This is a genomic window from Acinetobacter sp. KH_038 (genome assembly GCF_057839405.1).
Genome location: NZ_CM174489.1, coordinates 709,242 through 729,523, shown reverse-complemented (window position 1 = coordinate 729,523; position 20,282 = coordinate 709,242). Strand labels below are relative to the sequence as shown.

General features: G+C 40.9%; 20 protein-coding genes. 7 read left to right on the top strand and 13 right to left on the bottom strand.

Annotation, left to right across the window (positions count from 1 at the left end; translation table 11 throughout):
- Nucleotides 1-181: 181 nt before the first annotated feature.
- From dcd to AC3IT7_RS03300, 5 genes are all read right to left on the bottom strand, one after another.
- Nucleotides 182-751, bottom strand: a complete 570-nt coding sequence (gene dcd / locus AC3IT7_RS03320; RefSeq protein ID WP_004280726.1) for a dCTP deaminase — start codon at nucleotides 749-751, stop codon at nucleotides 182-184.
- Between the two features lie 123 nt (nucleotides 752-874).
- Complete coding sequence (locus AC3IT7_RS03315) at nucleotides 875-1,468, bottom strand: LysE family translocator (protein WP_489249391.1); 594 nt, start codon at nucleotides 1,466-1,468, stop codon at nucleotides 875-877.
- A 264-nt stretch (nucleotides 1,469-1,732) separates the two neighbouring features.
- Nucleotides 1,733-2,998, bottom strand: a complete 1,266-nt coding sequence (gene apbC, locus AC3IT7_RS03310; protein WP_489249390.1) for an iron-sulfur cluster carrier protein ApbC — start codon at nucleotides 2,996-2,998, stop codon at nucleotides 1,733-1,735.
- 319 nt (nucleotides 2,999-3,317) lie between these two features.
- Nucleotides 3,318-4,148, bottom strand: coding sequence for a hypothetical protein (locus AC3IT7_RS03305; RefSeq protein WP_489249389.1), 831 nt, complete (start codon nucleotides 4,146-4,148; stop codon nucleotides 3,318-3,320).
- Nucleotides 4,149-4,436: 288 nt separating this feature from the next.
- Nucleotides 4,437-5,246 carry a hypothetical protein gene (locus AC3IT7_RS03300; RefSeq protein WP_489249388.1) on the bottom strand — a complete coding sequence of 270 codons (810 nt, stop codon included), beginning with the start codon at nucleotides 5,244-5,246 and terminating at the stop codon, nucleotides 4,437-4,439.
- Between the two features lie 225 nt (nucleotides 5,247-5,471).
- On the opposite strand from AC3IT7_RS03300, the gene metG reads away from it, so the two are divergent.
- Nucleotides 5,472-7,532 carry a methionine--tRNA ligase gene (gene metG, locus AC3IT7_RS03295; protein WP_489249387.1) on the top strand — a complete coding sequence of 687 codons (2,061 nt, stop codon included), beginning with the start codon at nucleotides 5,472-5,474 and terminating at the stop codon, nucleotides 7,530-7,532.
- 224 nt (nucleotides 7,533-7,756) lie between these two features.
- Nucleotides 7,757-9,163: a DUF2971 domain-containing protein gene (locus tag AC3IT7_RS03290; protein WP_489249386.1), complete on the top strand. Its 1,407-nt coding sequence runs from the start codon at nucleotides 7,757-7,759 to the stop codon at nucleotides 9,161-9,163.
- Between the two features lie 433 nt (nucleotides 9,164-9,596).
- Here the strand turns inward: AC3IT7_RS03290 and AC3IT7_RS03285 are convergent, their stop codons facing one another.
- The gene (locus AC3IT7_RS03285; protein ID WP_475655338.1) at nucleotides 9,597-9,713 is read right to left on the bottom strand and encodes a hypothetical protein; all 117 of its coding nucleotides are present in this window, start codon (nucleotides 9,711-9,713) and stop codon (nucleotides 9,597-9,599) included.
- Nucleotides 9,714-9,981: 268 nt separating this feature from the next.
- Between AC3IT7_RS03285 and AC3IT7_RS03280 the strand changes: the two genes are divergently transcribed.
- Together AC3IT7_RS03280 and AC3IT7_RS03275 are read left to right on the top strand one after the other, a co-directional pair.
- Nucleotides 9,982-10,962, top strand: coding sequence for an MBL fold metallo-hydrolase (locus AC3IT7_RS03280; protein ID WP_489249385.1), 981 nt, complete (start codon nucleotides 9,982-9,984; stop codon nucleotides 10,960-10,962).
- Between the two features lie 448 nt (nucleotides 10,963-11,410).
- The gene (locus AC3IT7_RS03275; protein WP_489249384.1) at nucleotides 11,411-12,598 is read left to right on the top strand and encodes an ammonium transporter; all 1,188 of its coding nucleotides are present in this window, start codon (nucleotides 11,411-11,413) and stop codon (nucleotides 12,596-12,598) included.
- A 68-nt stretch (nucleotides 12,599-12,666) separates the two neighbouring features.
- Here AC3IT7_RS03275 and AC3IT7_RS03270 read toward each other — a convergent pair whose 3' ends face one another.
- Together AC3IT7_RS03270 and AC3IT7_RS03265 are read right to left on the bottom strand one after the other, a co-directional pair.
- Nucleotides 12,667-13,290, bottom strand: a complete 624-nt coding sequence (locus AC3IT7_RS03270) for a LysE family translocator (RefSeq protein WP_475655335.1) — start codon at nucleotides 13,288-13,290, stop codon at nucleotides 12,667-12,669.
- A gap of 103 nt (nucleotides 13,291-13,393) precedes the next feature.
- Nucleotides 13,394-13,576: an NF038215 family lipoprotein gene (locus tag AC3IT7_RS03265; protein WP_489249383.1), complete on the bottom strand. Its 183-nt coding sequence runs from the start codon at nucleotides 13,574-13,576 to the stop codon at nucleotides 13,394-13,396.
- 180 nt (nucleotides 13,577-13,756) lie between these two features.
- Between AC3IT7_RS03265 and AC3IT7_RS03260 the strand changes: the two genes are divergently transcribed.
- Entirely contained in the window at nucleotides 13,757-14,638 is an 882-nt protein-coding gene (locus AC3IT7_RS03260) for a 1-aminocyclopropane-1-carboxylate deaminase/D-cysteine desulfhydrase (protein WP_489249382.1), read from the top strand.
- On the opposite strand, the gene AC3IT7_RS03255 is transcribed toward AC3IT7_RS03260, so the two are convergent.
- Entirely contained in the window at nucleotides 14,635-14,958 is a 324-nt protein-coding gene (locus tag AC3IT7_RS03255) for a DUF4870 family protein (protein ID WP_475655332.1), read from the bottom strand. The genes AC3IT7_RS03260 and AC3IT7_RS03255 overlap by 4 nt on opposite strands.
- A 190-nt stretch (nucleotides 14,959-15,148) precedes the next feature.
- Between AC3IT7_RS03255 and AC3IT7_RS03250 the strand changes: the two genes are divergently transcribed.
- Complete coding sequence (locus AC3IT7_RS03250; protein ID WP_489249381.1) at nucleotides 15,149-16,348, top strand: BaiN/RdsA family NAD(P)/FAD-dependent oxidoreductase; 1,200 nt, start codon at nucleotides 15,149-15,151, stop codon at nucleotides 16,346-16,348.
- 28 nt (nucleotides 16,349-16,376) lie between these two features.
- Here the strand turns inward: AC3IT7_RS03250 and AC3IT7_RS03245 are convergent, their stop codons facing one another.
- From AC3IT7_RS03245 to AC3IT7_RS03230, 4 genes are all read right to left on the bottom strand, one after another.
- Nucleotides 16,377-16,529 carry a hypothetical protein gene (locus AC3IT7_RS03245; RefSeq protein ID WP_489249380.1) on the bottom strand — a complete coding sequence of 51 codons (153 nt, stop codon included), beginning with the start codon at nucleotides 16,527-16,529 and terminating at the stop codon, nucleotides 16,377-16,379.
- A 122-nt stretch (nucleotides 16,530-16,651) separates the two neighbouring features.
- A complete protein-coding gene (locus tag AC3IT7_RS03240) occupies nucleotides 16,652-16,819 on the bottom strand; it encodes a hypothetical protein (RefSeq protein WP_475655329.1) in 168 nt (55 codons plus the stop codon).
- A 68-nt stretch (nucleotides 16,820-16,887) separates the two neighbouring features.
- Nucleotides 16,888-18,819 carry a mechanosensitive ion channel gene (locus AC3IT7_RS03235; RefSeq protein ID WP_489249379.1) on the bottom strand — a complete coding sequence of 644 codons (1,932 nt, stop codon included), beginning with the start codon at nucleotides 18,817-18,819 and terminating at the stop codon, nucleotides 16,888-16,890.
- A gap of 202 nt (nucleotides 18,820-19,021) precedes the next feature.
- Nucleotides 19,022-19,321 (bottom strand): hypothetical protein, encoded by a 300-nt coding sequence (locus AC3IT7_RS03230; protein ID WP_489249378.1) that lies wholly within the window; start codon nucleotides 19,319-19,321, stop codon nucleotides 19,022-19,024.
- A 411-nt stretch (nucleotides 19,322-19,732) separates the two neighbouring features.
- Here AC3IT7_RS03230 and AC3IT7_RS03225 point away from each other — a divergent pair, with 411 nt between their 5' ends.
- Nucleotides 19,733-20,155 carry a hypothetical protein gene (locus AC3IT7_RS03225; protein WP_489249377.1) on the top strand — a complete coding sequence of 141 codons (423 nt, stop codon included), beginning with the start codon at nucleotides 19,733-19,735 and terminating at the stop codon, nucleotides 20,153-20,155.
- The last annotated feature ends 127 nt before the right edge of the window (nucleotides 20,156-20,282 follow it).

The window sequence follows — 20,282 nt, the reverse complement described above, 5'->3', positions numbered from 1 at the left end:
CCAAGCTTCAATTTTTTTATGATGCCTTGCATCTTTTTTATGGTTATGCGAAATCTATTATGCTGATTTTTAATACAGATGCCAAAGCCAATCAGGCGAAAAATAAGAGTTTCCGATGAATGAAAATTGCAAAAAAAAATAAACGGGACATATAGCCCCGTTATTCAATATCTTAAATTGCTTAGGTCTTCGGCAGAGTAACGCCGGTCTGACCTTGGTATTTACCACCACGGTCTTTATAAGAAGTTTCACACACTTCATCAGATTCAAAAAACAGCATTTGCGCTACACCCTCACCGGCATAAATACGCGCAGGAAGATTGGTGGTATTTGAGAATTCCAAAGTCACATGACCTTCCCACTCTGGCTCAAGCGGCGTGACATTGACAATAATGCCACAACGCGCATAAGTAGACTTGCCTAAACAAACCGTCAACACATTACGCGGGATGCGGAAATACTCAATGGTACGCGCCAAAGCAAATGAGTTCGGCGGAATAATACAAACATCCGACTCGATATCAATAAAGCTGCGTTCATCAAAGTTCTTCGGATCGACAATTGCTGAATGCACATTGGTGAATACTTTAAATTCACGTGCACAACGCACGTCATAACCATAGCTCGATACGCCATAAGAAATCAGCTTTTGACCATTTTCATCCAAACGTACCTGGTTTTCTGCATACGGTTCAATCATGCCGTGTTTTTCGCTCATTTCGCGAATCCAACGATCAGACTTAATTGCCATTGATATAATCCAAAAATCTTAAAAACAAGTTATTGCGACGTACTTTAACTGAAATTGCCCCCAATGAAAATAAGTGAAGCGCTTACAGCCAAAGTTGATAAAAATTTGCTGATTGGTATCCGCTTATAAACTTAAGAGTGCGGAATAGCTTAAAGGAATCGAAAAGCTCATTAACACCAATGATGCGGTTTTCTGCAGGTTTTTCTGATTGAGCCAGCGACTGTTTTTTCTGGCCAAAATTGAGCCCAGAAAAGTCCAGAAGAACGCAATCGGAATCAGCAGCAGCAAGAACACAAGCATATGAGCCACATAGTGTGAACTGCTTTTCCAGACAATGACCGGAAAGATCGCTGAAGCAAATAAAAGTGCTTTAGGATTCAGCAAGGTTGCCAGAAACAATTCTCGGGCACGAATCGAGATATTTTCAAAATTTTCACTGAGTTCTGCCGTGCGCCATAATTTCACAGCCAGAAACAGAATATAGCCGGCACTAAAAAGTTTGAGAATGGTTGGTAAAAGTGGAAGATGAACGGAAATTTTTCCAATCAGAATGCCCCAGAAGCTAATGGCAATCAGATAACCAAAGGCTTCCGCCGGAATTAAACGAAAAGTTTTTTTAAATCCGACCTGTATGCCTGAAGATGCCAATAAGGTATTGGTTGGGCCTGGTGTTAAAAGAATGGTTGCCACTAAACCAATAAAAAACCATGAAATCATAGTTTGACCTCGCTCTAATCCGCGTAGCATAGAATAGTTCGGTCAATGCTGCAAAAAAATAATTGTAAGAGAACTTATAATCAAAACTCATATTAAACTAAATCTATTTAATTCAAATGCTTAAAAATATATAAAGGATCAATACGCAACAGTCATTTCAGTCAATTTCCTGAATTTGATGCGCTTTATTCCCATACATGATCAATAAAAAAGCCCTAGTCTAACTAAGGCTTAAATATTTGAAATATCTATTTAATTTATCAATTAGAAAATCCGGCTCTGATCTTTTTCTGCTTTTGGCAACTGTGCTGCAATTTTTTCTGCAATCAGCATATAGCTTTCGGCTGCCTCATCTCCAGCGATCACTGAAGGTGTGCCGGCATCAGCATTTTCACGAATCTTGGCATCTAAAGGTAAGCGACCCAACAATGGAATCTGATATTGCTCAGACAGTTTATCGCCCCCACCTGTACCAAAAATCTGTTCTTCAAAACCGCAATTTGAACAGATATGGGTCGACATATTTTCAATCACGCCCATGATCGGAATTTGCACCCGGTTAAACAGTTCAATACCTTTGGTTGCATCCAGCAAGGCTACATTTTGTGGTGTGGTGACAATCACCGCGCCGGTTACCGGAATACGCTGTGCCAAGGTTAACTGGATATCGCCTGTACCAGGTGGCATATCAATCACCAGCACATCTAGATCGGGCCATAGGGTCTGGTTAAATAGCTGCATCAGTGCGCCGGTGGCTTTGGGACCACGCCAGGCGACTGGGGTATTGTGATCACCAGTTAAATGGCCAATCGACAAGACCGCCATTCCATAAGCCTCGATAGGAACAAACTGTTCTGCTTCAATCATCGGGGTTTTGCCGGCATTGCCGAGCATGGTCGGAATACTTGGACCATAAATATCCGCATCTAACACACCGACCTTTAAGCCCAGTTTTTGCAGGGCAAGTGCCAGATTCACGGTAGTGGTCGATTTACCTACACCGCCCTTGCCTGATGACACCAGAATCACATTTTGAATGCGTGGATGTTTTGGCACGTCACGTTGCTGAGGCGCAGCTTTCTGAATCGGTGGATTATTTGGATCAGCTTGTTCTGCTTTTGCAGGCTGAGCCGATGCATCCACGACAGGAGGAAGATTTGGTTTTGCTGCCGCTTGAGGCTGGCTTGAACAGCTTTCACCTTCGGCATGATTATGCCCACAGCCACCCGACTTGTTACTTTTAGGCCCGGTTTTTTGCTGGATGACATGCATATTCAGTTCTTTGATACCGCATTTTTCCAGTGCTTCTGCCAGTTCGTCATGAATCTGTTGCAGCTGTTGTTTTTCTTCAGGATAGGTATTTAAGCTGATTTGTAGAATTTCGCCCTGTACATTGACCTGAGTAATACGCGCTTTGAGTGGCTCATTGGAATTTGGCAGCAGATAGTTTTGCAATACTCTTTGCACAGCTTCTTCATTCACCTCCTGCGAAGGTGCAAAGACCGATTTGAGCGAAGAAAGCCACGACATAGGTTACTCCAAAACTATAGATAGATATCTGAATGACATAGTTTAACGGGGTTTTAGCTTAAGGTTAAGCACTCTGCCGGGAAGATGAGGGAGATATCTTGTATTTCCAACCCTTTTACTTGGTTTTATGAAATATTTTATAAAATCTTGGCAAATAGAAATAATAAGAAGGAATCAAAAAAAGAAAAGCACATCAATTATGCCTGATTCAGGAATAGTTTTTACACGCCTGTAAATAACATGGTGTAGTAGCGCTTATGCGCAAATGAAGCCACTTCAATCTCTCCCTGCTTGATTAAAGTGGCTCTGCAATCACAGTCTATTTATGATTTTTATTGTTTTCAGACTTGTCCTGCTGATTTTTTCCGTTTTTATCCTGATCTTGCTTAGATTCATCTTTGCCCGACTGATCTGATTTCGATGCTGAATCTTGATCTTTAGCATCTTTTGGCTGATCAGAATCATTGTCCTGATTTTGACTTTCTTTCATCTTATTCATGGTATCAGTTGCTACCTGTTTCAGCTCACCCAGTTTCAGCGAAGCCTCATTGACCAGCTCAGTCAGTTTCTGTTTTGTATCTTCAAACTTATGTAGGGCTTCATCCTTTAAATTGGCCATACTTACCTGCTGATCGGACTGCCCATCTTTAGAATCTTGTTTAGCTGATTGATTAGATGACTTATCTGCTGAGGTCTGATCGGTGTTGGACTTTTTCGCCTGACCTGATTGATCAGCATTTTGCTGGCTATCAGATTTGCCATGTTTCAATTCATTCAGAAGCTTTTCGCCTTTTTGTAATAACTCCTCACCAATCGCAATGGCTTTGGCTTTTAAGTCATCCATCTTGAAGCTTTCGGTTTTGTTGTCTGACTGCCCGTCTTTTGAATCATTTTTTTGATCAGACTGCTGCTCATTAGAGGCTTTATCCTTGGATTCCGAGTCAGTGTCTGAATCTTTAGTGTGCTGTTTATTTTCAGAATTTTCATCAGTCTGATGTGGCTTGGTGTTTTGAGTATCATGTGACTGATTATGTTTCTGATCATTCAGATTCTGCTTTTGCTCTTCTTTGGCCTGCTGATTCAACTGTTTCTCATCTTGTTGTTTGTCTTGATTTTGCTTCGAGCTATTGCTTTGGTTATGCTGAGTCATGAGCTACCCTCCTTAGGCATGTCATATAAACAATCAAACGTTTTTTTAGCACAAAGTCTCGAGCGAAGCGGGTGAAGTAAGCAAACTGCAACAAAGCCTGTACATGTTGTTGCTATTGTTTGCAGTCTGTAGCATGAGGCTAAATATTGCTATGTCTTCCAATAATCAGATTTTCTGTCGCTTGCCAGTTTAATTGCCATCATAGATGGCAATTTTCACAGCTTAAGCGTACTTGTTGCCTATCCCCATCAGATGTTTATAAGAAAGTATGTATCAAGAGGTTTCAGTTTAAACACGCAAGGTACTCATAAAGCTGACTGCAGAGAACAACCAGACAAACAGAATGAAGCTGCGTGCTTGGTTGAAGTTCTCGACATCTGTTCCATGTAACATGTTGTGACGGGTCATGCTCACATTCGAACTCGAATCCATTTTATAGGCAGCAAGTTCAGCAAAATACGGATTCAGTTCAATGGCAATTTTGGACTTATGCCACAGGCTTTTAATCTCATTGCCTTTTAAACCCGGTACAATTTTATAGACATCGACAAACTTGGTGCCATTTTGCTTGAGGAAGCCTGCTTTGATCAGGATATCTGTCAAAATCCCTTCAAGCTGCGCATAAACATTTGGAATGCAGCCGCTATAGAAACCCAGCTTGTACATTTTCAAGCTTTCAAGTAATAGCAGACGGCGCTTGGCTTTCATCTCTTCATCAATCTCTAGCGCATCGAAGGCTTTCAGCAGCTCAGTCTGGAAATACTTGCTATCGATAAGATCAAGCAAATTGAATTGTTCGATATTTTCAAATTGATGAATTTGCGGCCAAAAATGCATCAGGTTTAAAGCATCATTGGCAAACTTTGCACCAATCGGTTGATCAAGCTGATTTGCCAGGACCTGGAAATAAGCATCTTGCGCAGCTAAATCCGATAAGGTTTTGATTAAAAGTGTATGTTCATCTGCCGAGATGTTTTCAAGATAAGCTTCTGCATCTTTTAAAATCTGACTGCCCAACTGTTTTTGACTGGCTGCATTTCGTTTAATACGCGTGACAGGCTGGTCAAAATCAAAATCAAAATCATCTTCGTCAATCATGGTTTTCTGGCTCAAAGCTTTTACATCAATAGCCTATTATCACTATTATTGGCAACGCAATATAGAGAAATCTACATTTCCAAGACATTCTGCAAATACAAAGACATTTAGACACGAATTAGCGTTGAAATGGAATTGATTCGCTTAAAGGATTGCTTTGTATTCGGACCTGCATCAGGTAAAATCATCCACCTTGCATAATATACGAATGAGAGAGTCATATCCGTGCGTAATATCCTAGTCACTAACGCCCTTCCATACGCCAATGGCCCGATTCATATGGGTCACCTACTCGGTTATATCCAAGCTGATATTTGGGTACGTGCGATGCGTGCAATGGGTCATGATGTGACTTATGTCTGCGCGGACGATGCTCATGGCACAGCCATCATGTTACGTGCCGAAGCCAACGGGATTTCACCAGAAGCTCAAATTGCCAACGTACAAAAAGAACATATCCGCGATTTTGACGGTTTTGGGGTGCACTTCGATCATTATGACTCTACCCATAGCGATACCAACCGCGCCCGTGCGTCAGAAATCTATATCAAAAACCGTGATGCCGGCAATATTGCAGTTCGTCCTGTCACCCAGCTGTTCGATCCTGAAAAAGGCATGTTCCTGTCCGACCGCTTCATTAAAGGCACCTGCCCGAAATGTAAGGCGGAAGATCAATATGGCGACTCATGCGAAGTTTGCGGTGCAACTTATAATGCAACCGAACTGTTGAACCCGCACTCGACTTTAAGCGGTGCAACACCTGTCGAAAAATCATCTGACCATTACTTCTTTAAATTGCCGAATTTTGGTGAATACCTGCAAAAGTGGACACGTGACCAAGGTCGTTTACCGGTGTCGATTGCCAACAAACTGGATGAATGGTTTGAAAATGGCCTAAATGACTGGGATATTTCACGTGATGCGCCATATTTCGGTTTTGAAATTCCGGATGCACCAAACAAATATTTCTACGTTTGGGTCGATGCGCCAATCGGCTATATGTCGAGTTTTGAAAACTACATCAAGACCAAACGTCCTGAACTCAGCTTTGACGATTACTGGAAAAAAGATTCTCAAAATGAGGTGTATCACTTCATTGGTAAAGATATCGTTTACTTCCACGCATTGTTCTGGCCGGCAATGCTGGAAGGTGCCAACTACCGTACGCCATCAGGTTTATTCGTAAACGGCTTCTTGACTGTCAATGGTCAGAAAATGTCGAAATCTCGTGGTACCTTCATTAAAGCGGAAACCTATTTACAGCATTTAAACCCTGAATATTTACGTTATTACTTCGCGTCTAAGCTTTCTGACAAAGTTGAAGATTCTGACTTGAATCTTGATGATTTCGTGCAAAAGGTAAACTCTGACCTTGTGGGTAAAGTGGTGAACATTGCCAGCCGTTGTGCGAAATTCATCAACACCAAGTTTGATAACAAGCTAAGTGCAACCTGTGCAGAACCTGAACTGGTACAAAGCTTTATTGATGCAGGTACTTCAATCGCTGCGCAATATGAGTCACGTGAATTCTCAGCTGCGATTCGTGAAATTATGGCGCTTGCTGACAAAGCCAATCAATATATCGATGAGAAAAAGCCTTGGGCTTTAGCGAAAATTGAAGGCCAAGAGCAACAGGTTCATGACGTATGTTCTGTCGGGATTAACCTGTTCCGTCAATTGGCAGTTTACCTTGCACCTGTATTACCGACTTTGGCGAAACAAGTTCAAGACTTCTTGCAACTTGAAAGCTTCGATTTCGCTTCTCGTGAAACGATTCTGGTCGGTCACGAAATTGCATTGTTCCAGCCGTTGATGCAACGTGTAGATCCAAAAGCGGTAGCTGCCATGGTGGATGCATCTAAAGACTCTCTAGCTGCACCTGCTGCTGAACCAGCAAAAGCGGAAAAGAAAAAAGAGAAGAAAGCTGAGAAAAAGCCTGAAGCTAAGGTCGGCGAAGCTGAAATCATTAATATTGATGACTTTATGAAAGTTGACCTGCGTGTAGCGGAAGTATTGGAAGCTGCAACGGTGGAAGGTTCTGACAAGCTGCTTCAGTTGACTTTGAATGTTGGTGAAGCTGAGCCACGTAATGTATTTAGCGGTATTCGTGAGTTCTACCAACCTGAAGACCTGAAAGGCAAATTGGTGGTGATGGTGGCAAACCTTGCACCACGTAAGATGCGTTTTGGTATTTCCAACGGTATGGTTTTAGCTGCGGGTAATGGCGACGGCGTTTGGGTGATTTCACCTGAATCTGGTGCTAAACCGGGTGATAAAGTGTCTTAATTTTTAAAGTTAAGATTTGAAAAAGCCTCTACCTTGTAGGGGCTTTTTTGTTTTTGGGATTTCCCTCACCCCGACCCTCTCCCATAGGGAGAGGGAGCTTTCATTACTAAATAAATTTCGGGATATTCCCTCTCCTTTTAGGAGAGGGTTAGGGAGAGGTAGTTTTAGACACTTAAATAAAGCCCTGCTATATTCCTAGTAGGGCTTTTTGTTATGAATAAAATATGAAATTCTATCGATTTAGATCATTAGATAATTTATTAGGAAAATATAAAGAATTAGAAAATCAGGAAATTTATTTTGCATCACCAAGTGAACAAAATGATCCTATGGAGGGTTATCATGAAATTTATTTTCAAGGGGATGAAATTGTTTGGACTAACTTTTTCAAAAACTATTTAATTTTACTTAATGAAGTCGCTCAAGATATTCTTTTAAGAAAGGCAGAAAAAGTTTATCAAGTGCCAGAACATTTAGGGCTATTTTATGTCGGGGATCATTTTTCCCCTCAATTACAATCTCACTTAAATAATATTTTTGATAGCTTTTTATCATTAGATCACATACAAAAATTAATATTTAATCTTGGAAAAAATCAAAGGAAATTTTCGTGGCAAGATATTACATTTTATTTGAGGTCTATTCATCTAAATGCACTTTCTAGTGTAAATGAAATTTATAGTCAAACTGATGTACCATTATTTAAGTCGTTACCAAGTGATTTAAAGTATCCTACTCAACTGAATGATGAATATTATTCCTTACTCGATCAATTAACCGATGAACAACGTCCTCTATTATTTCAATTATTCAATTTACTAAATGAGGAAATAGATTTAGCTCATCATTTAACTGTAGAAAATCTAACTTCTGAAAAAACTTTCTTAATACAAGAGTTTTCTTATTTCTTTCAAAGAAAACTAAAACAACTTATGCACAGAGACTGGTATACAGCCTGCTTTATGAATGAAGAATCTAGTCAGTCATCCTCCGTTTGGGGATCATATGGGTCAAATCACACTGGTATTTGTCTTGTTTTCAAAGCGGATGCTAGAGAAGAAAACTACTACCTAACTTTAAATCAACCTAATTCATTAGATTCAAAGAATGGTATTAATTATGGACTTCAATCATCTAAATTTTACTCTATAGACTATACAAGATTCCCCTCACCAATTAACTTTTTTACTTCGCTAGGACAACTACCAACGCCACAACTAGTAAATAATTGGCTTAGAAGTGCTGACGGAAAATTAAGTAATCTCTACAACTCGATATATTCAAATATTGAGTCTTGGCGAGATGAATATCATAAAAACTTTTTAAGTAATATTACCCGAAAATCAAAGGACTGGAAGTACGAAAATGAATATCGACTTATCTACTCTTCAATGCTCCATGATTGTTCAGAGAAAAGCTTTAGAAAATTTAAATACCAATTTTCAGACTTAGATGGACTAGTTTTTGGTATCAATACTCCTCAAGCAAAAAAAATCGAAATTATCGAAATCATTAAACAAAAATGTTATGAACATAAAAGAGCGAAATTTAACTTCTATCAAGCGTACTTTTGCCATAGCACACAATCGATAAAACATATGCCATTAAGCCTGATTAAGTTTAGATTTTAGAAGTATGCCTAGTAATGATCTGCGACATGGATGTCGCCCGTTCGTTAGGGGCACACGGACGTGCCCTCTAACGAACAAAGGATTTTTGTTACTTTTGATCCTGCAAAAGTAAGGCTAAATTTCCCAAATACTAAGATATCCTCCCCCCGACCCATATATGGTGCAAGAGAGGGAGCTTTCATTACTAAATAGATTTCGGGATATTCCCTCTCCTTTTAGGAGAGGGTTAGGGAGAGGTTTTTTAAATTTGTACTTTACGTTAGAAAGATCATAAGGAAATAGGAAATAGGAAATAGGAAATAGGAAATAGGAAATAGGAAATAGGAAATATACTTTGATGGTTATTAATGCTTTTTCTAGAAAATCTAATAATGAAACTTTCATACGATCAAAAAAAGCCCCTATCTCTAGAGGCCCTATATCGCTGGGTCACTTAGCCTTGCAGCAAAAATTCCCAAATTACATAGCCTAGTCCAAAACCAATTAGCGCATATAAGGTAATGATGAAAAACACAAAGCTTGCATTGTTTTTTCTGTTCCAAAAACTCATAGCGACACCCAAAGCTTGTTTGTAATACCCTATGTTAACGAGCTTTTAATAAAAAGTGAAATATATCTAAGCATTTTATTTATAATAATATTTTTACAAAAAACAGCTGATTTAATTTCAAAAAATCAATATACAGATTCACACTGAATTTTTAGTACAGATGCCAAATCGTCACTTCTATTTTAAAAAATGGTAAATATATTCATATTCTTTTTTATCAATATCCATGTTAATACATAGAGTTGACTTTAATTACACAAGAATAGCCATGAAATATTTCAAACCATCTCTCGTCATCTCGCTGCTTACTTTAGGTTCAATGGCGGGTATCTCTCAAACCCATGCACAAACCGTTTCTAGCACCCAACAACAAAAACAGGTTCCCGGCCATTATCAGTATGGCTTCGGGGATTACCAGATTACGGCACTGCTGGATGGCACCAATTATTTATCCAAAGCTTTGTTTAAAAATATTCCTGAAGCAGAAGTGAACCAGATTTTAAAAAAATATTATGTCGATCATAGCAAGGGCATCCAGACCTCTGTGAATGCTTTCTTGGTCAATACAGCTAAGGAGCTGGTCTTGGTAGATAGTGGTGCTTCAAGCTGTAATGGGCCGAACTTTGGTTCGATCTATTCCAACTTGCAGGCATCGGGGCAAAAGCCTGAGCAAGTCAATACAATCTTATTAACGCATTTACATCCAGATCACGTTTGCGGGATCAGCAATAATGGAGTTGCCAACTTCCCTCATGCAACAGTGTACATATCTCAAACCGAACTGGATTTCTGGATGAATCCTAAAAGTGTAGAGAAATTACCAAAAGCCAAGCAAGCCGGCTTTTTGGCCACGGTCGATAAAATCAAGAAAGCTATCGCGCCTTATCAGGCCAAAAACCAGTTAAAGACCTTTAAAGTTGGCGATCAGATTCATGGTTTTGATGTCATCAGTTCGGCAGGACATACGCCGGGACATTTTGGATTCAGTTTAAAATCCAAGGGACAGGAGATGATATTTATTGGAGATATTGTGCATTCCCATACCATTCAGTTTGACCGTCCACAGACCGCTGTGGATTTTGATGTCGATCCCAAAAAAGCGGTTGAAACCCGCTTAAAGCATTTTGCTGACTATGCCAAAAATGGCCAGACAGTGGCTGCACCACATTTACCATTCCCGGGCATTGGGCATATTTATTCTAAAGATAACAAGAGCTATCAGTGGATTCCGGTACATTTTAAAGATTAATTAAATATTTCAATAATTTTATCTAAGCATGAAACCCTAATTTTTTAGGGTTTTATTTATTTTAAATATCTTTCAGCCAGATTCCCTATGACTTGGTAAATTTAAAATTTGAATGACGCTTTGAAATTTAAAAGCAATGATTTCGTTTATTTTTAAATTTTTTCTTAAAAATCTTTCACTTTTCATGTGCACCTTTAGCATGCTTTTTTAGCACCGTTTTTCTTACGATAAATATAAACACCTAAAAATATAATATAAATTTGAATTTCATGAACTCTTGCTGTGTCTTAGTTTAGTGCAAAAAAATAGCAACGTGCTTTATATCGAGTCTTATCAATTTTAAGAAATTCTTCATCAAAATTTCCCTTGCTTAGCCCTCTTTTACAATCAATTTGCCTCTATATACTGATTTTCTTTTGTGATCCCGCGCACTAAATTGGAACGCACCATGCAAAATATAGACTTATTATTTCTTCTTCTCGGTGCAGTTCTAGTGCTTGCCATGCATGCTGGATTTGCTTTTTTAGAGCTTGGAACAGTTCGACATAAAAACCAGGTCAATGCCTTAAGTAAAATTCTAACCGACTTTGCTATTTCTGCGATCGCCTATTTTTTAGTGGGCTACTATATTGCCTACGGTCAGCACTTTTTCCATGATGCTGCAACCTTGTCTGCCGATCATGGCTACAATCTGATGCACTGTTTTTTCCTGTTGACCTTTGCTGCAGCAATTCCAGCGATTATCTCTGGAGGGATTGCAGAGCGTGCCAAAATGCGTTCACAGGCTTTAGCCACCCTATTCCTGGTTGCGCTGATCTATCCTTTTTTTGAAGGTATGATCTGGAATGGCAACCTTGGTTTTCAGGATTGGCTGGCCCATACATTTGGTGCCAGTTTTCATGATTTTGCCGGCTCAGTTGTCGTTCATGCAATGGGCGGCTGGATGGCACTTGCCGCAATAATCCTACTTGGTGCGCGTCATGGCCGTTACAAAAAAGATGGCCGAATCACCGCGCATCCTCCTTCATCGATTCCTTTTTTGGCTTTGGGTTCCTGGATTCTGATTGTTGGCTGGTTTGGCTTCAATGTCATGAGCGCGCAGCGGCTGGATGCCATTTCTGGACTGGTCGCCATTAACTCTTTGATGGCCATGGTCGGTGGAACAATAGCAGCCAAAGTTGCGGGGAAAGATGACCCCGGCTTCCTGCATAACGGTCCTTTAGCAGGTCTGGTGGCGATTTGTGCCGGATCAGACGTCGTTCATCCGTTGGGTGCTTTTTTTATCGGGATCAGCGCCGGTATTATTTTTGTGAAACTCTTTACCTATACCCAAAATAAACTCAGAGTGGATGATGTACTGGGAGTCTGGCCTTTACATGGCGTTTGTGGTGCTTTTGGCGGATTAGCTGTGGGTATTTTCGGTCAGCAATGGCTTGGAGGAATGGGAGGAGTTTCTTTAATTTCACAACTCATAGGTACAGTGCTGGCGATTGTCATTGCTTTGGCGGGTGGTTTTTTGGTGTATGGCCTGCTTAAGGTTTTTATGGGTATTCGCCTGACTGAGGAAGAAGAGTTCAACGGTGCAGACTTGTCGATTCATCGTATTTCTGCTAATTCGGAAGAAAATACTTTTTAATTGATACAAAAAAGCCTCTACGACTAGGGGCTTTTTTTATTTATAAGCAGCGCATCTATACGAAATAATTACTTCATACCAAAGATCAGTTTTAAACCAAGCACCGTCATCACTGCACCTGCTGCGCGGTCAAACAAGGCTTTAAACTTCAAATAAACACGACGCGGCTTTTCCGCAGAAAGCGCAACGGCCACCAGTGAGCACCAGCCAGCATCAATAAAGAAACATAAAAGGGGCAAAACAAAATAAAAATAAGTCGGAATTTCTTTTGGCAACAATGCAGTAAAAATACTGGCCAGCACAATTGCAATTTTTGGATTCGACAACTGTGTGATTAAACCTGTGGTAAAAGCGCGACGTAAAGACATTTGCTTGCTTATGCTGGTATCTGCTTCAATCGGATCTTTGGCATGCTTGATAATTTTAAAAGCCAGCCAAAGCAGATATAAACCACCACAAATTTTTAACACCAGATAAGCTGAAGGCACAGCCAGTAAAAATGCCTGCAAGCCTAGTACTGCCAGCAAACCAAAAACTGCAGCGCCTAAACCAGTTCCCAGTGCAGTCAGTAAACCATGGCGACGTGAAATTGCAATTGAATTTTTAGCCACATAAATAGAAGTCGGCCCAGGACTCATTGCACCCAACATCAGGGCAACAGCAATCGAGCCTAAAATCCAGAATGATTCCACGAGATAACCTGACTTAAAATTTGAAAGGCTAGTTTAAGCAAAAACCGGATCATTTGCTTTAAAAATTTCGGTATTTGGCCGGAATTTTAGCTGCTGCAACTGCTTAGTGTTTAAGCTGATCCTGAGCATTAAACTGTTTGTCTAGCAGTTGATAATCCTGATCATGTACCGGTACACCACCAATGATCATGGTACGGGTCTCTGTTTTAGGCTTATTCATGGCATCATCACAGCCTGATAGGGCAAATAGCAGGCCGGCCAAAACAGCATAGGATAATATTTTCATTATTCTACCCTCCTCAGGGTTTCCTGTATTTAGATTAGCATTTTTGCTTAAATAATCAGCAGGATATTTGTGACATTCTGCTTCAAGATTTTTATCTCACGACTGAAAATAACTTATTCTCAATCCCCGATATTTACTGCTTTGGCTATAATGGCCAAATAACTGACTGTGCTAATTTTTATGTTTGCAGAGATTGCCCAAAATATTCCTGATCAACAGATTCTTATTAAAGATATTGCGCTAACCATACGTCGTCTGGATCTGGTTCATCCACAGATTTCCGGGAACAAGTTTTTTAAACTGAAATACAATTTTCTGGAAGCACAAAAACAGGGTTATCGGCATATTTTGAGTTTTGGCGGTGCATATTCCAATCATATTGCTGCCACTGCATTTGCCGCACAGCAGTTTGGTTTTCAGAGTGTCGGAATCATTCGTGGTGAGGAACTGGCGCATCGACCACTCAACTCAACTTTAGCCACCGCACAACAGTTGGGGATGCAGCTACATTTTGTCAGTCGTGAACATTATCGTTGCAAGCAACAGCCGGAATATCTAGCTGAACTTGCACAACAGTTTCCTGAGCATTATGTCATTCCTGAAGGTGGTACCAATACTTTGGCAATTCAGGGCTGTCGGGAGATTTTAACTCCGTCAGATACTCAGTTTGATATGATTTGCTGTGCAGTCGGCACTGGCGGAACCATCACCGGTCTGATCGAAGCCAGTCAGGCGCATCAGCAGGTTTTGGGATTTTCAGCACTAAAAGGTTCATTTTTAAAAAATGAAGTTGCCCAAATGACCAATAAAACCAACTGGAACATTCTCGATGATTATTGCTGTGGCGGTTATGCCAAAACCAGCACTGCTCTCCTGCAGTTTATTCGGGATTTTGAAAGCCTGTTCTTGATTCCTTTAGAGCAGGTCTATACCGCTAAAATGTTGATGGGTATCTTTGATCTGATTGAGAAAGACTATTTTGCAGCAGGGTCTCAACTACTGGTCATTCATAGTGGCGGACTGCAAGGTCGTCATCTGGATACGGCTTGTACTGTCGCTTAAGCCTGAACCGCTTGATTATTATTGAGCGCAGTCATTCCTTTGACCAGACGGTAGATATGCCAGATAAAGACCACAAATATGATCAGAAAGCCGACCAATATGACGCTCAATAGACCACCGACAATATAACCGAGCAAGCTGATCCAGAAGGTTTTTATCTGCCAGTCCACATGACTTTCCAGCCAGGTACCGCGCACTGCATCACGTTTAAGATAATTCATGATAATGGCGATAAATGGTGTTATACCAAGAAAAAATCCCAGAATATAAAGAATATAACTGATCAGGTTATATTGTTTTAGATCCTCTGACGTTGCCATAAGCCTGCCTTATTCTTGTGATTCTGATGAGTTTGCACAAAAACTATGCATGATTTGCAACCGACTTACAAATATTTTATGTTTAAAATCCGCTGTGAATCTGCAATTGGCCTGCGGATTGTTCAGGAATAGAGAAAGCTGAAATAAAATTGTCTATAATGCTTTCCTTTTGTTCTCCCTCGAGTGTTTCATGTCTTCCAAGCAATACGATGTTCTTGTCATAGGTGCCGGTGCTTCAGGTTTAATGACGGCGTATATGGCTGCACAACGTGGGCGTAAAGTCGTGGTGGTGGAAAAAGCCAATAAAGTGGGCAAAAAAATCCTGATGTCGGGCGGCGGTAAATGTAACTTTACCAATATGGATGTCGAACCGAGCCATTATATTTCGCATAATCCGCATTTTGTGATTTCAGCATTAACGCGTTATAGCAACTGGGACTTTATTGGTCTGGTCTGTGAATATGGCATCGAATATGAAGAACGCAAACATGGACAACTGTTTACCCTAAATGGTGCAAAAGATATTCTGTCGATGCTGCTAGCAGAGTGTGACAAAACAGGTCTGGTCGATATTAAAACCAGCTGCGAAGTAAAGGCAGTCAATTCGGTCGATGAGCAAGGCTTTCAAGTCGCCACATCACTGGGATATTTTGAAGTTGAATCTGTAGTAGTGGCATCCGGCGGCTTGTCCATTCCGACTCTGGGTGGTTCGGGCATTGGCTATGAAATCGCAAAACAGTTTGGACATCATGTTTATCCGACCCGTGCCGGTTTAGTGCCCTTCACTTTCTCTGATGGATTTAAGGAAGTGACCACTCGTTTAAGCGGGAATGCTGTAGAAGCGACACTTTCCAATGAGCTCAACAGTTTTACCGAAGCGCTGCTATTTACCCATCGCGGTTTAAGTGGCCCAAGCTCGCTGCAATTGTCCAATTACTGGAATGTTGGTCAGAGTTTTAAGGTCGATTTCTTACCAAGTGCAGATTTACTGGATTTCTTTAAAAGCAAAAAACAAAGCCAGCCCAAAGTGTTATTACGCACCTTAGTCAATGAATTTTTACCAAAAAGTGTCGTGGCTGAATTACAGAGCCTGATCTGGGCTGAGGTCGCAGAAACCGTAATTGGTAATATCAGTGATGATAAACTGGAGCAGATTGCAACACGTCTGCATGGTTTTGAAGTAAAACCTTCAGGAACAGAAGGCTACCGGACGGCAGAAGTCACTTTGGGTGGTGTAGATACCAGCGAAGTCTCTTCAAAAACCATGGAAAGTAAAAAGCAGAAAGGCCTGTATTTTATTGGTGAGGTGCTGGATGTTACCGGACATCTGGGTGGCTATAATTTCCAATGGGCATGGTCATCTGCACATGCCGCATCGGAATATATTTAATGAACAGAGCATCTGGTCAAGATTTGACTCATTCAAGATAATCTGTCTTAAACAGGTTGAGATTGGCCGTATTTTCTAAACGGTCAATCGTCAGCTGCATTTTTCGGGTCGCTTCTCGCAGATATAGCGGTGCTTGATCTGTTGTAGATACAATAAAGTTATGGCGTACTGCTTTCCACATATTGTTTATCTCCTTGTCTTTATATTTTTAATGCAATAAAAATACCAAAATCATTTTAGTATTCAATTAAATATTCTATATTTTTTAAAGAAAGAATTCTATTTGCCTTAGTGGACAGTTTTTTAATTGAATTCCTCTGTGTCGGGTATTTTCTTTTCTAGTGCTTGCTCAGACTGCTTAACCTGTTTGCTCTTAGCAAAAATAAATTTATAGGCAGCGGTAAAAAAGCCAATGGTAATTCCCGCAATGACTAAAGGTGCCAGGACTGTGTTGGGTTTCTTGCTATTCATTGATTTTTCCTTAGGATTGAACAAAATCGACCACATCAGCGTGGTCGATTTTGCTTAAAAATGACAGGTTATTTCAGGTCATCTTTTTTCTGAGTAGAACGATTAATATCTACTTCAGGCTCTTCTTCTCCAGTTGAACCAAATGGATTGTTGACTGGCGGATGTTTAGGATCGACCTCTACTGAATCAGGTACGATCTGATCCGGATCTAAACTGTTCTCATCCTGCGGTGCAGTCGTAAGAATTGCCGGGGTGGTATTGGACAAGTCAGTATTCATTGCATTAGTTGCATCTGAATCCTGATCTGGCACCAGACCTGTTCCCGGAGAGCTAATTGAAGAATCAGCAGTATCCGTCATGTTTTGTGCACGGTCTGAGTATTGTCCCATCGATGTTTCTGTAGAACCCATACCCATCGCTGCACCGGTAGTGCCTGCCATATCTGTTGTACTTGTACCAGAAGTACCAGTCTTGGCACCTAAACCTGAAAATATACTGTTTTCAGCCTGGTCTTTGACTGTATTCGGCTCTTTGCCTTCACGTTTTGCTTTATCAATCAGATCGGTCAAAACGCGCTCCGCAGGTTGACGACCACCCAGACCAAAGGCCAGAGCAAATGCCACTGCTACAGCACCCAAAGTTAGACCGAAAGCCAGGTTCACGATTGAATCGGCAATACCCATGGCACGCAGACCCATGGCCACGACCAGACCCATAATCAGAACACGAACCAGATTTGCTAACCAGCGCGAGCTGTTATATTCACCACGTTGTACGATATTCGCAACGATATTGGCCAGCCAGAAACCGATCACCAGAATCACTGCGCCGAGCAGGATGTTGGCACCGAAGTAGATAAACATTGCGATCAGGCCGCTGATCTGTTCAAAGCCAAGACGGTTTGCTGCTTCAGACACTGCAAAGAGCATGGTGAACAACACGATCAGGGAACCGACTACACTTGAAAGTTTAGTAGTGCCTAAAAAGCGCTGGATATCCAGTTTGGCTGGAATTTCATCGACACCTGTACCGGCGACAACTTCAACCACCAGACGTGCCACCAGTTTAGAGACCACATAAGCCAGAATCAGGATTAACGCAGCAGCGATAATATTCGGAATGGCATTCATGATTTCGTACAGCATTGCTGTGGCAGGCTGAGAAATCGCTTCAATACCCAATGCTTCAAAAGCAATGATCAATGCAGTAATGATCACAACGGCGAAGATGAATGAACCAATCACCTGAGCCACATTGGAGTTTTTGAAAATACCTACTTTTTCAGCTTGCTGTTGTACATTCAGACTGTTTAATAGCCCTTCAACAATACCGCGAACAATTTTTGCCAGGATATAACCAACAAAAATGATCACTGCAGCAATGAAGATGTTTGGTAAATAACTTACGACATCAGTCAGCATATTCTGAACAGGTAATAACAAACCGTTAAGACCTAGAATAGACAGTACAATTGGCAAGAACAGCAATAAAATTAACCAGTAAGCAATTTCACTGATGTTCTGGCTAATCGGACTGACACCGACTTCTGCACTGAGTTTCTCATCCAGTTGCGTTCGATCAAGTAACTTTTGTAGCCCTATTTTCACCAAGTTGGCGACAATCCATCCTATGAATCCGACTGCAATTGCACCTAGTAACTGCGGGATAAATAACAGGAATTGCTGAATCATATTACTGAAAGGACCACTCACACTGGTCAGGTTGAGTACATTCAGTGAACCAATCACGGCAATAATCAGAATAATCCAGAACACCACCCGGGCCAGAATCCCCTCGATATTAGAGCGATGACCTGTGGCAGTATTTAAGTGCGTATTGGTTCCAAGTTTTTGCAAGAGTTTTTTCACCCCGGCCGAAACAAGCAATGCTATGATCCAACCAATGACTAATATGGCAATTGCACTCAGAATGGGATGAAACTGATCCCAATAATACATGGCGTCGAAGCCGCCACGCGGACTTCTCATATAATCATTCATGTTGTTTTACCCTCTTTGTTATTAAGCTATTTATCTGAAATTGGGAGCCTATCCTTGAAACGTTCAGCCCCTTCTTCTTTCGGATTCGGATTAAGATTTGATGTTTCAGACTTAAGCCAGGTAGCGGTAATTACCTTAAACACCACAATCCATTGCAAAAAAGCCCCAGTGGTTTCACTAGAGCTTTTGAGATATTCCCGAGTTATCGAGCCGCCTGTGCATCATCTGTCGCAGTTGCTTCTGTTGCATCACCTACTGTGGCCGTCGCTTCTGTAGGCTCACCGACTGGAGTGCTATTGTTTGGTGTAGCCGGTTGTACATTAGGGTTAGGATGTCCAGCAGGTGCATCACTTGCATCTGGATTCATGTCAGCAAACATATAGAACAGTAATGCCAGTAAAAAGATACCTACCAAAATCAAGATATAAACAGGAATACGCTTTTTTTGCGTTACATCTGCCTGATGATTTAAAGGTGGTTTTTTATTGAAATCATCGACCATAATCATCCTCACTCTTTGTTATTCATAAGTAGATTTTTAGCATAACAAGCAGTCAAAACTGCTTCTGTGACAAAACATGGTGAGATGGTGACGGGATGTAAGTTATATGTATGAATAATATTTAGAATAATCACCAATCCATAGAATTGGTTTTGCCTGCATTCTGGATATGGGTTGATCTTGAACACGTCTGGCTCGGCATGATTATTTCATTTATTTTTCTAGTAATTTTTATGCAATATAAAGGTGTTGAGTCGCTCTGTATCAAATTCGGTTGCTCTAGCGTGAAGAGCTTCCGTCCAGTTTTTTCATTCAAGCTCAGCATTCAAATTTGTGCCGGACAATAGCACTGCTCAGTTTGTATAAAATGAGCTATAATGTGTCCCTCATTTTTTTATTTCATCGAGCTCTATGGCGTATCGTCAACAAAGTGTATCGCTGGATCTTGACACTGACGTCACACACCAATGCACTTTGCATCACACCCGCGATCAGCATCTGATAGGGATTATCGAGTTTAGTAAACCGAGTTTTGCCCTGCGCTGGCAAGACCTGGAATACTTCCGTCGTCGCACCGAAGAGTTTTCCGTGATGCCCTTCCCCGACTGTGTTAATGCGATGATTATCGATATCCGGGATATCACGGCATGGCTGGACAATGAAGTGCCGATTATTCCGTGGCGCTTGCTGGAAGAAGACTGTCCGGTGCGCTTAGTAGTGCCTGCTGACCGTCTTGAGCACTACGCTGGCTTCTTTGAACCGACCTGGCTCAGCTCGGATGTCGAAACGGCTATTCAGGAAATCCGTGAATCGATGGACATGTTTGTTCATTAAGATCAATACGATTAAATTGTAAAAAACCTCCGAAAATGGAGGTTTTTTTATTGCCTGCCCGGTACATTTTTATTTTGGCCATTCCAGCTTTTTGTATTTTTGGCATCAAATCTGTTGTCCGGCAGAT

Excerpts from the sequence above, each read along its gene's own strand:
- AC3IT7_RS03300 (WP_489249388.1), bottom strand. The coding sequence starts at position 5,246 with ATGATTGACGAAGATGATTTTGATTTTGATTTTGACCAGCCTGTCACG.
- AC3IT7_RS03240 (WP_475655329.1), bottom strand. The coding sequence starts at position 16,819 with ATGAATAGCAAGAAACCCAACACAGTCCTGGCACCTTTAGTCATTGCG.
- AC3IT7_RS03230 (WP_489249378.1), bottom strand. The coding sequence starts at position 19,321 with ATGGTCGATGATTTCAATAAAAAACCACCTTTAAATCATCAGGCAGAT.
- dcd (WP_004280726.1), bottom strand. The coding sequence starts at position 751 with ATGGCAATTAAGTCTGATCGTTGGATTCGCGAAATGAGCGAAAAACAC.
- apbC (WP_489249390.1), bottom strand. The coding sequence starts at position 2,998 with ATGTCGTGGCTTTCTTCGCTCAAATCGGTCTTTGCACCTTCGCAGGAG.
- AC3IT7_RS03305 (WP_489249389.1), bottom strand. The coding sequence starts at position 4,148 with ATGACTCAGCATAACCAAAGCAATAGCTCGAAGCAAAATCAAGACAAA.
- AC3IT7_RS03285 (WP_475655338.1), bottom strand. The coding sequence starts at position 9,713 with ATGAGTTTTTGGAACAGAAAAAACAATGCAAGCTTTGTGTTTTTCATC.
- AC3IT7_RS03280 (WP_489249385.1), top strand. The coding sequence starts at position 9,982 with ATGAAATATTTCAAACCATCTCTCGTCATCTCGCTGCTTACTTTAGGT.
- AC3IT7_RS03235 (WP_489249379.1), bottom strand. The coding sequence starts at position 18,819 with ATGAATGATTATATGAGAAGTCCGCGTGGCGGCTTCGACGCCATGTAT.
- AC3IT7_RS03265 (WP_489249383.1), bottom strand. The coding sequence starts at position 13,576 with ATGAAAATATTATCCTATGCTGTTTTGGCCGGCCTGCTATTTGCCCTA.
- AC3IT7_RS03290 (WP_489249386.1), top strand. The coding sequence starts at position 7,757 with ATGAAATTCTATCGATTTAGATCATTAGATAATTTATTAGGAAAATAT.
- AC3IT7_RS03225 (WP_489249377.1), top strand. The coding sequence starts at position 19,733 with ATGGCGTATCGTCAACAAAGTGTATCGCTGGATCTTGACACTGACGTC.
- AC3IT7_RS03260 (WP_489249382.1), top strand. The coding sequence starts at position 13,757 with ATGTTTGCAGAGATTGCCCAAAATATTCCTGATCAACAGATTCTTATT.
- AC3IT7_RS03275 (WP_489249384.1), top strand. The coding sequence starts at position 11,411 with ATGCAAAATATAGACTTATTATTTCTTCTTCTCGGTGCAGTTCTAGTG.
- AC3IT7_RS03255 (WP_475655332.1), bottom strand. The coding sequence starts at position 14,958 with ATGGCAACGTCAGAGGATCTAAAACAATATAACCTGATCAGTTATATT.
- AC3IT7_RS03245 (WP_489249380.1), bottom strand. The coding sequence starts at position 16,529 with ATGTGGAAAGCAGTACGCCATAACTTTATTGTATCTACAACAGATCAA.
- AC3IT7_RS03315 (WP_489249391.1), bottom strand. The coding sequence starts at position 1,468 with ATGATTTCATGGTTTTTTATTGGTTTAGTGGCAACCATTCTTTTAACA.
- AC3IT7_RS03250 (WP_489249381.1), top strand. The coding sequence starts at position 15,149 with ATGTCTTCCAAGCAATACGATGTTCTTGTCATAGGTGCCGGTGCTTCA.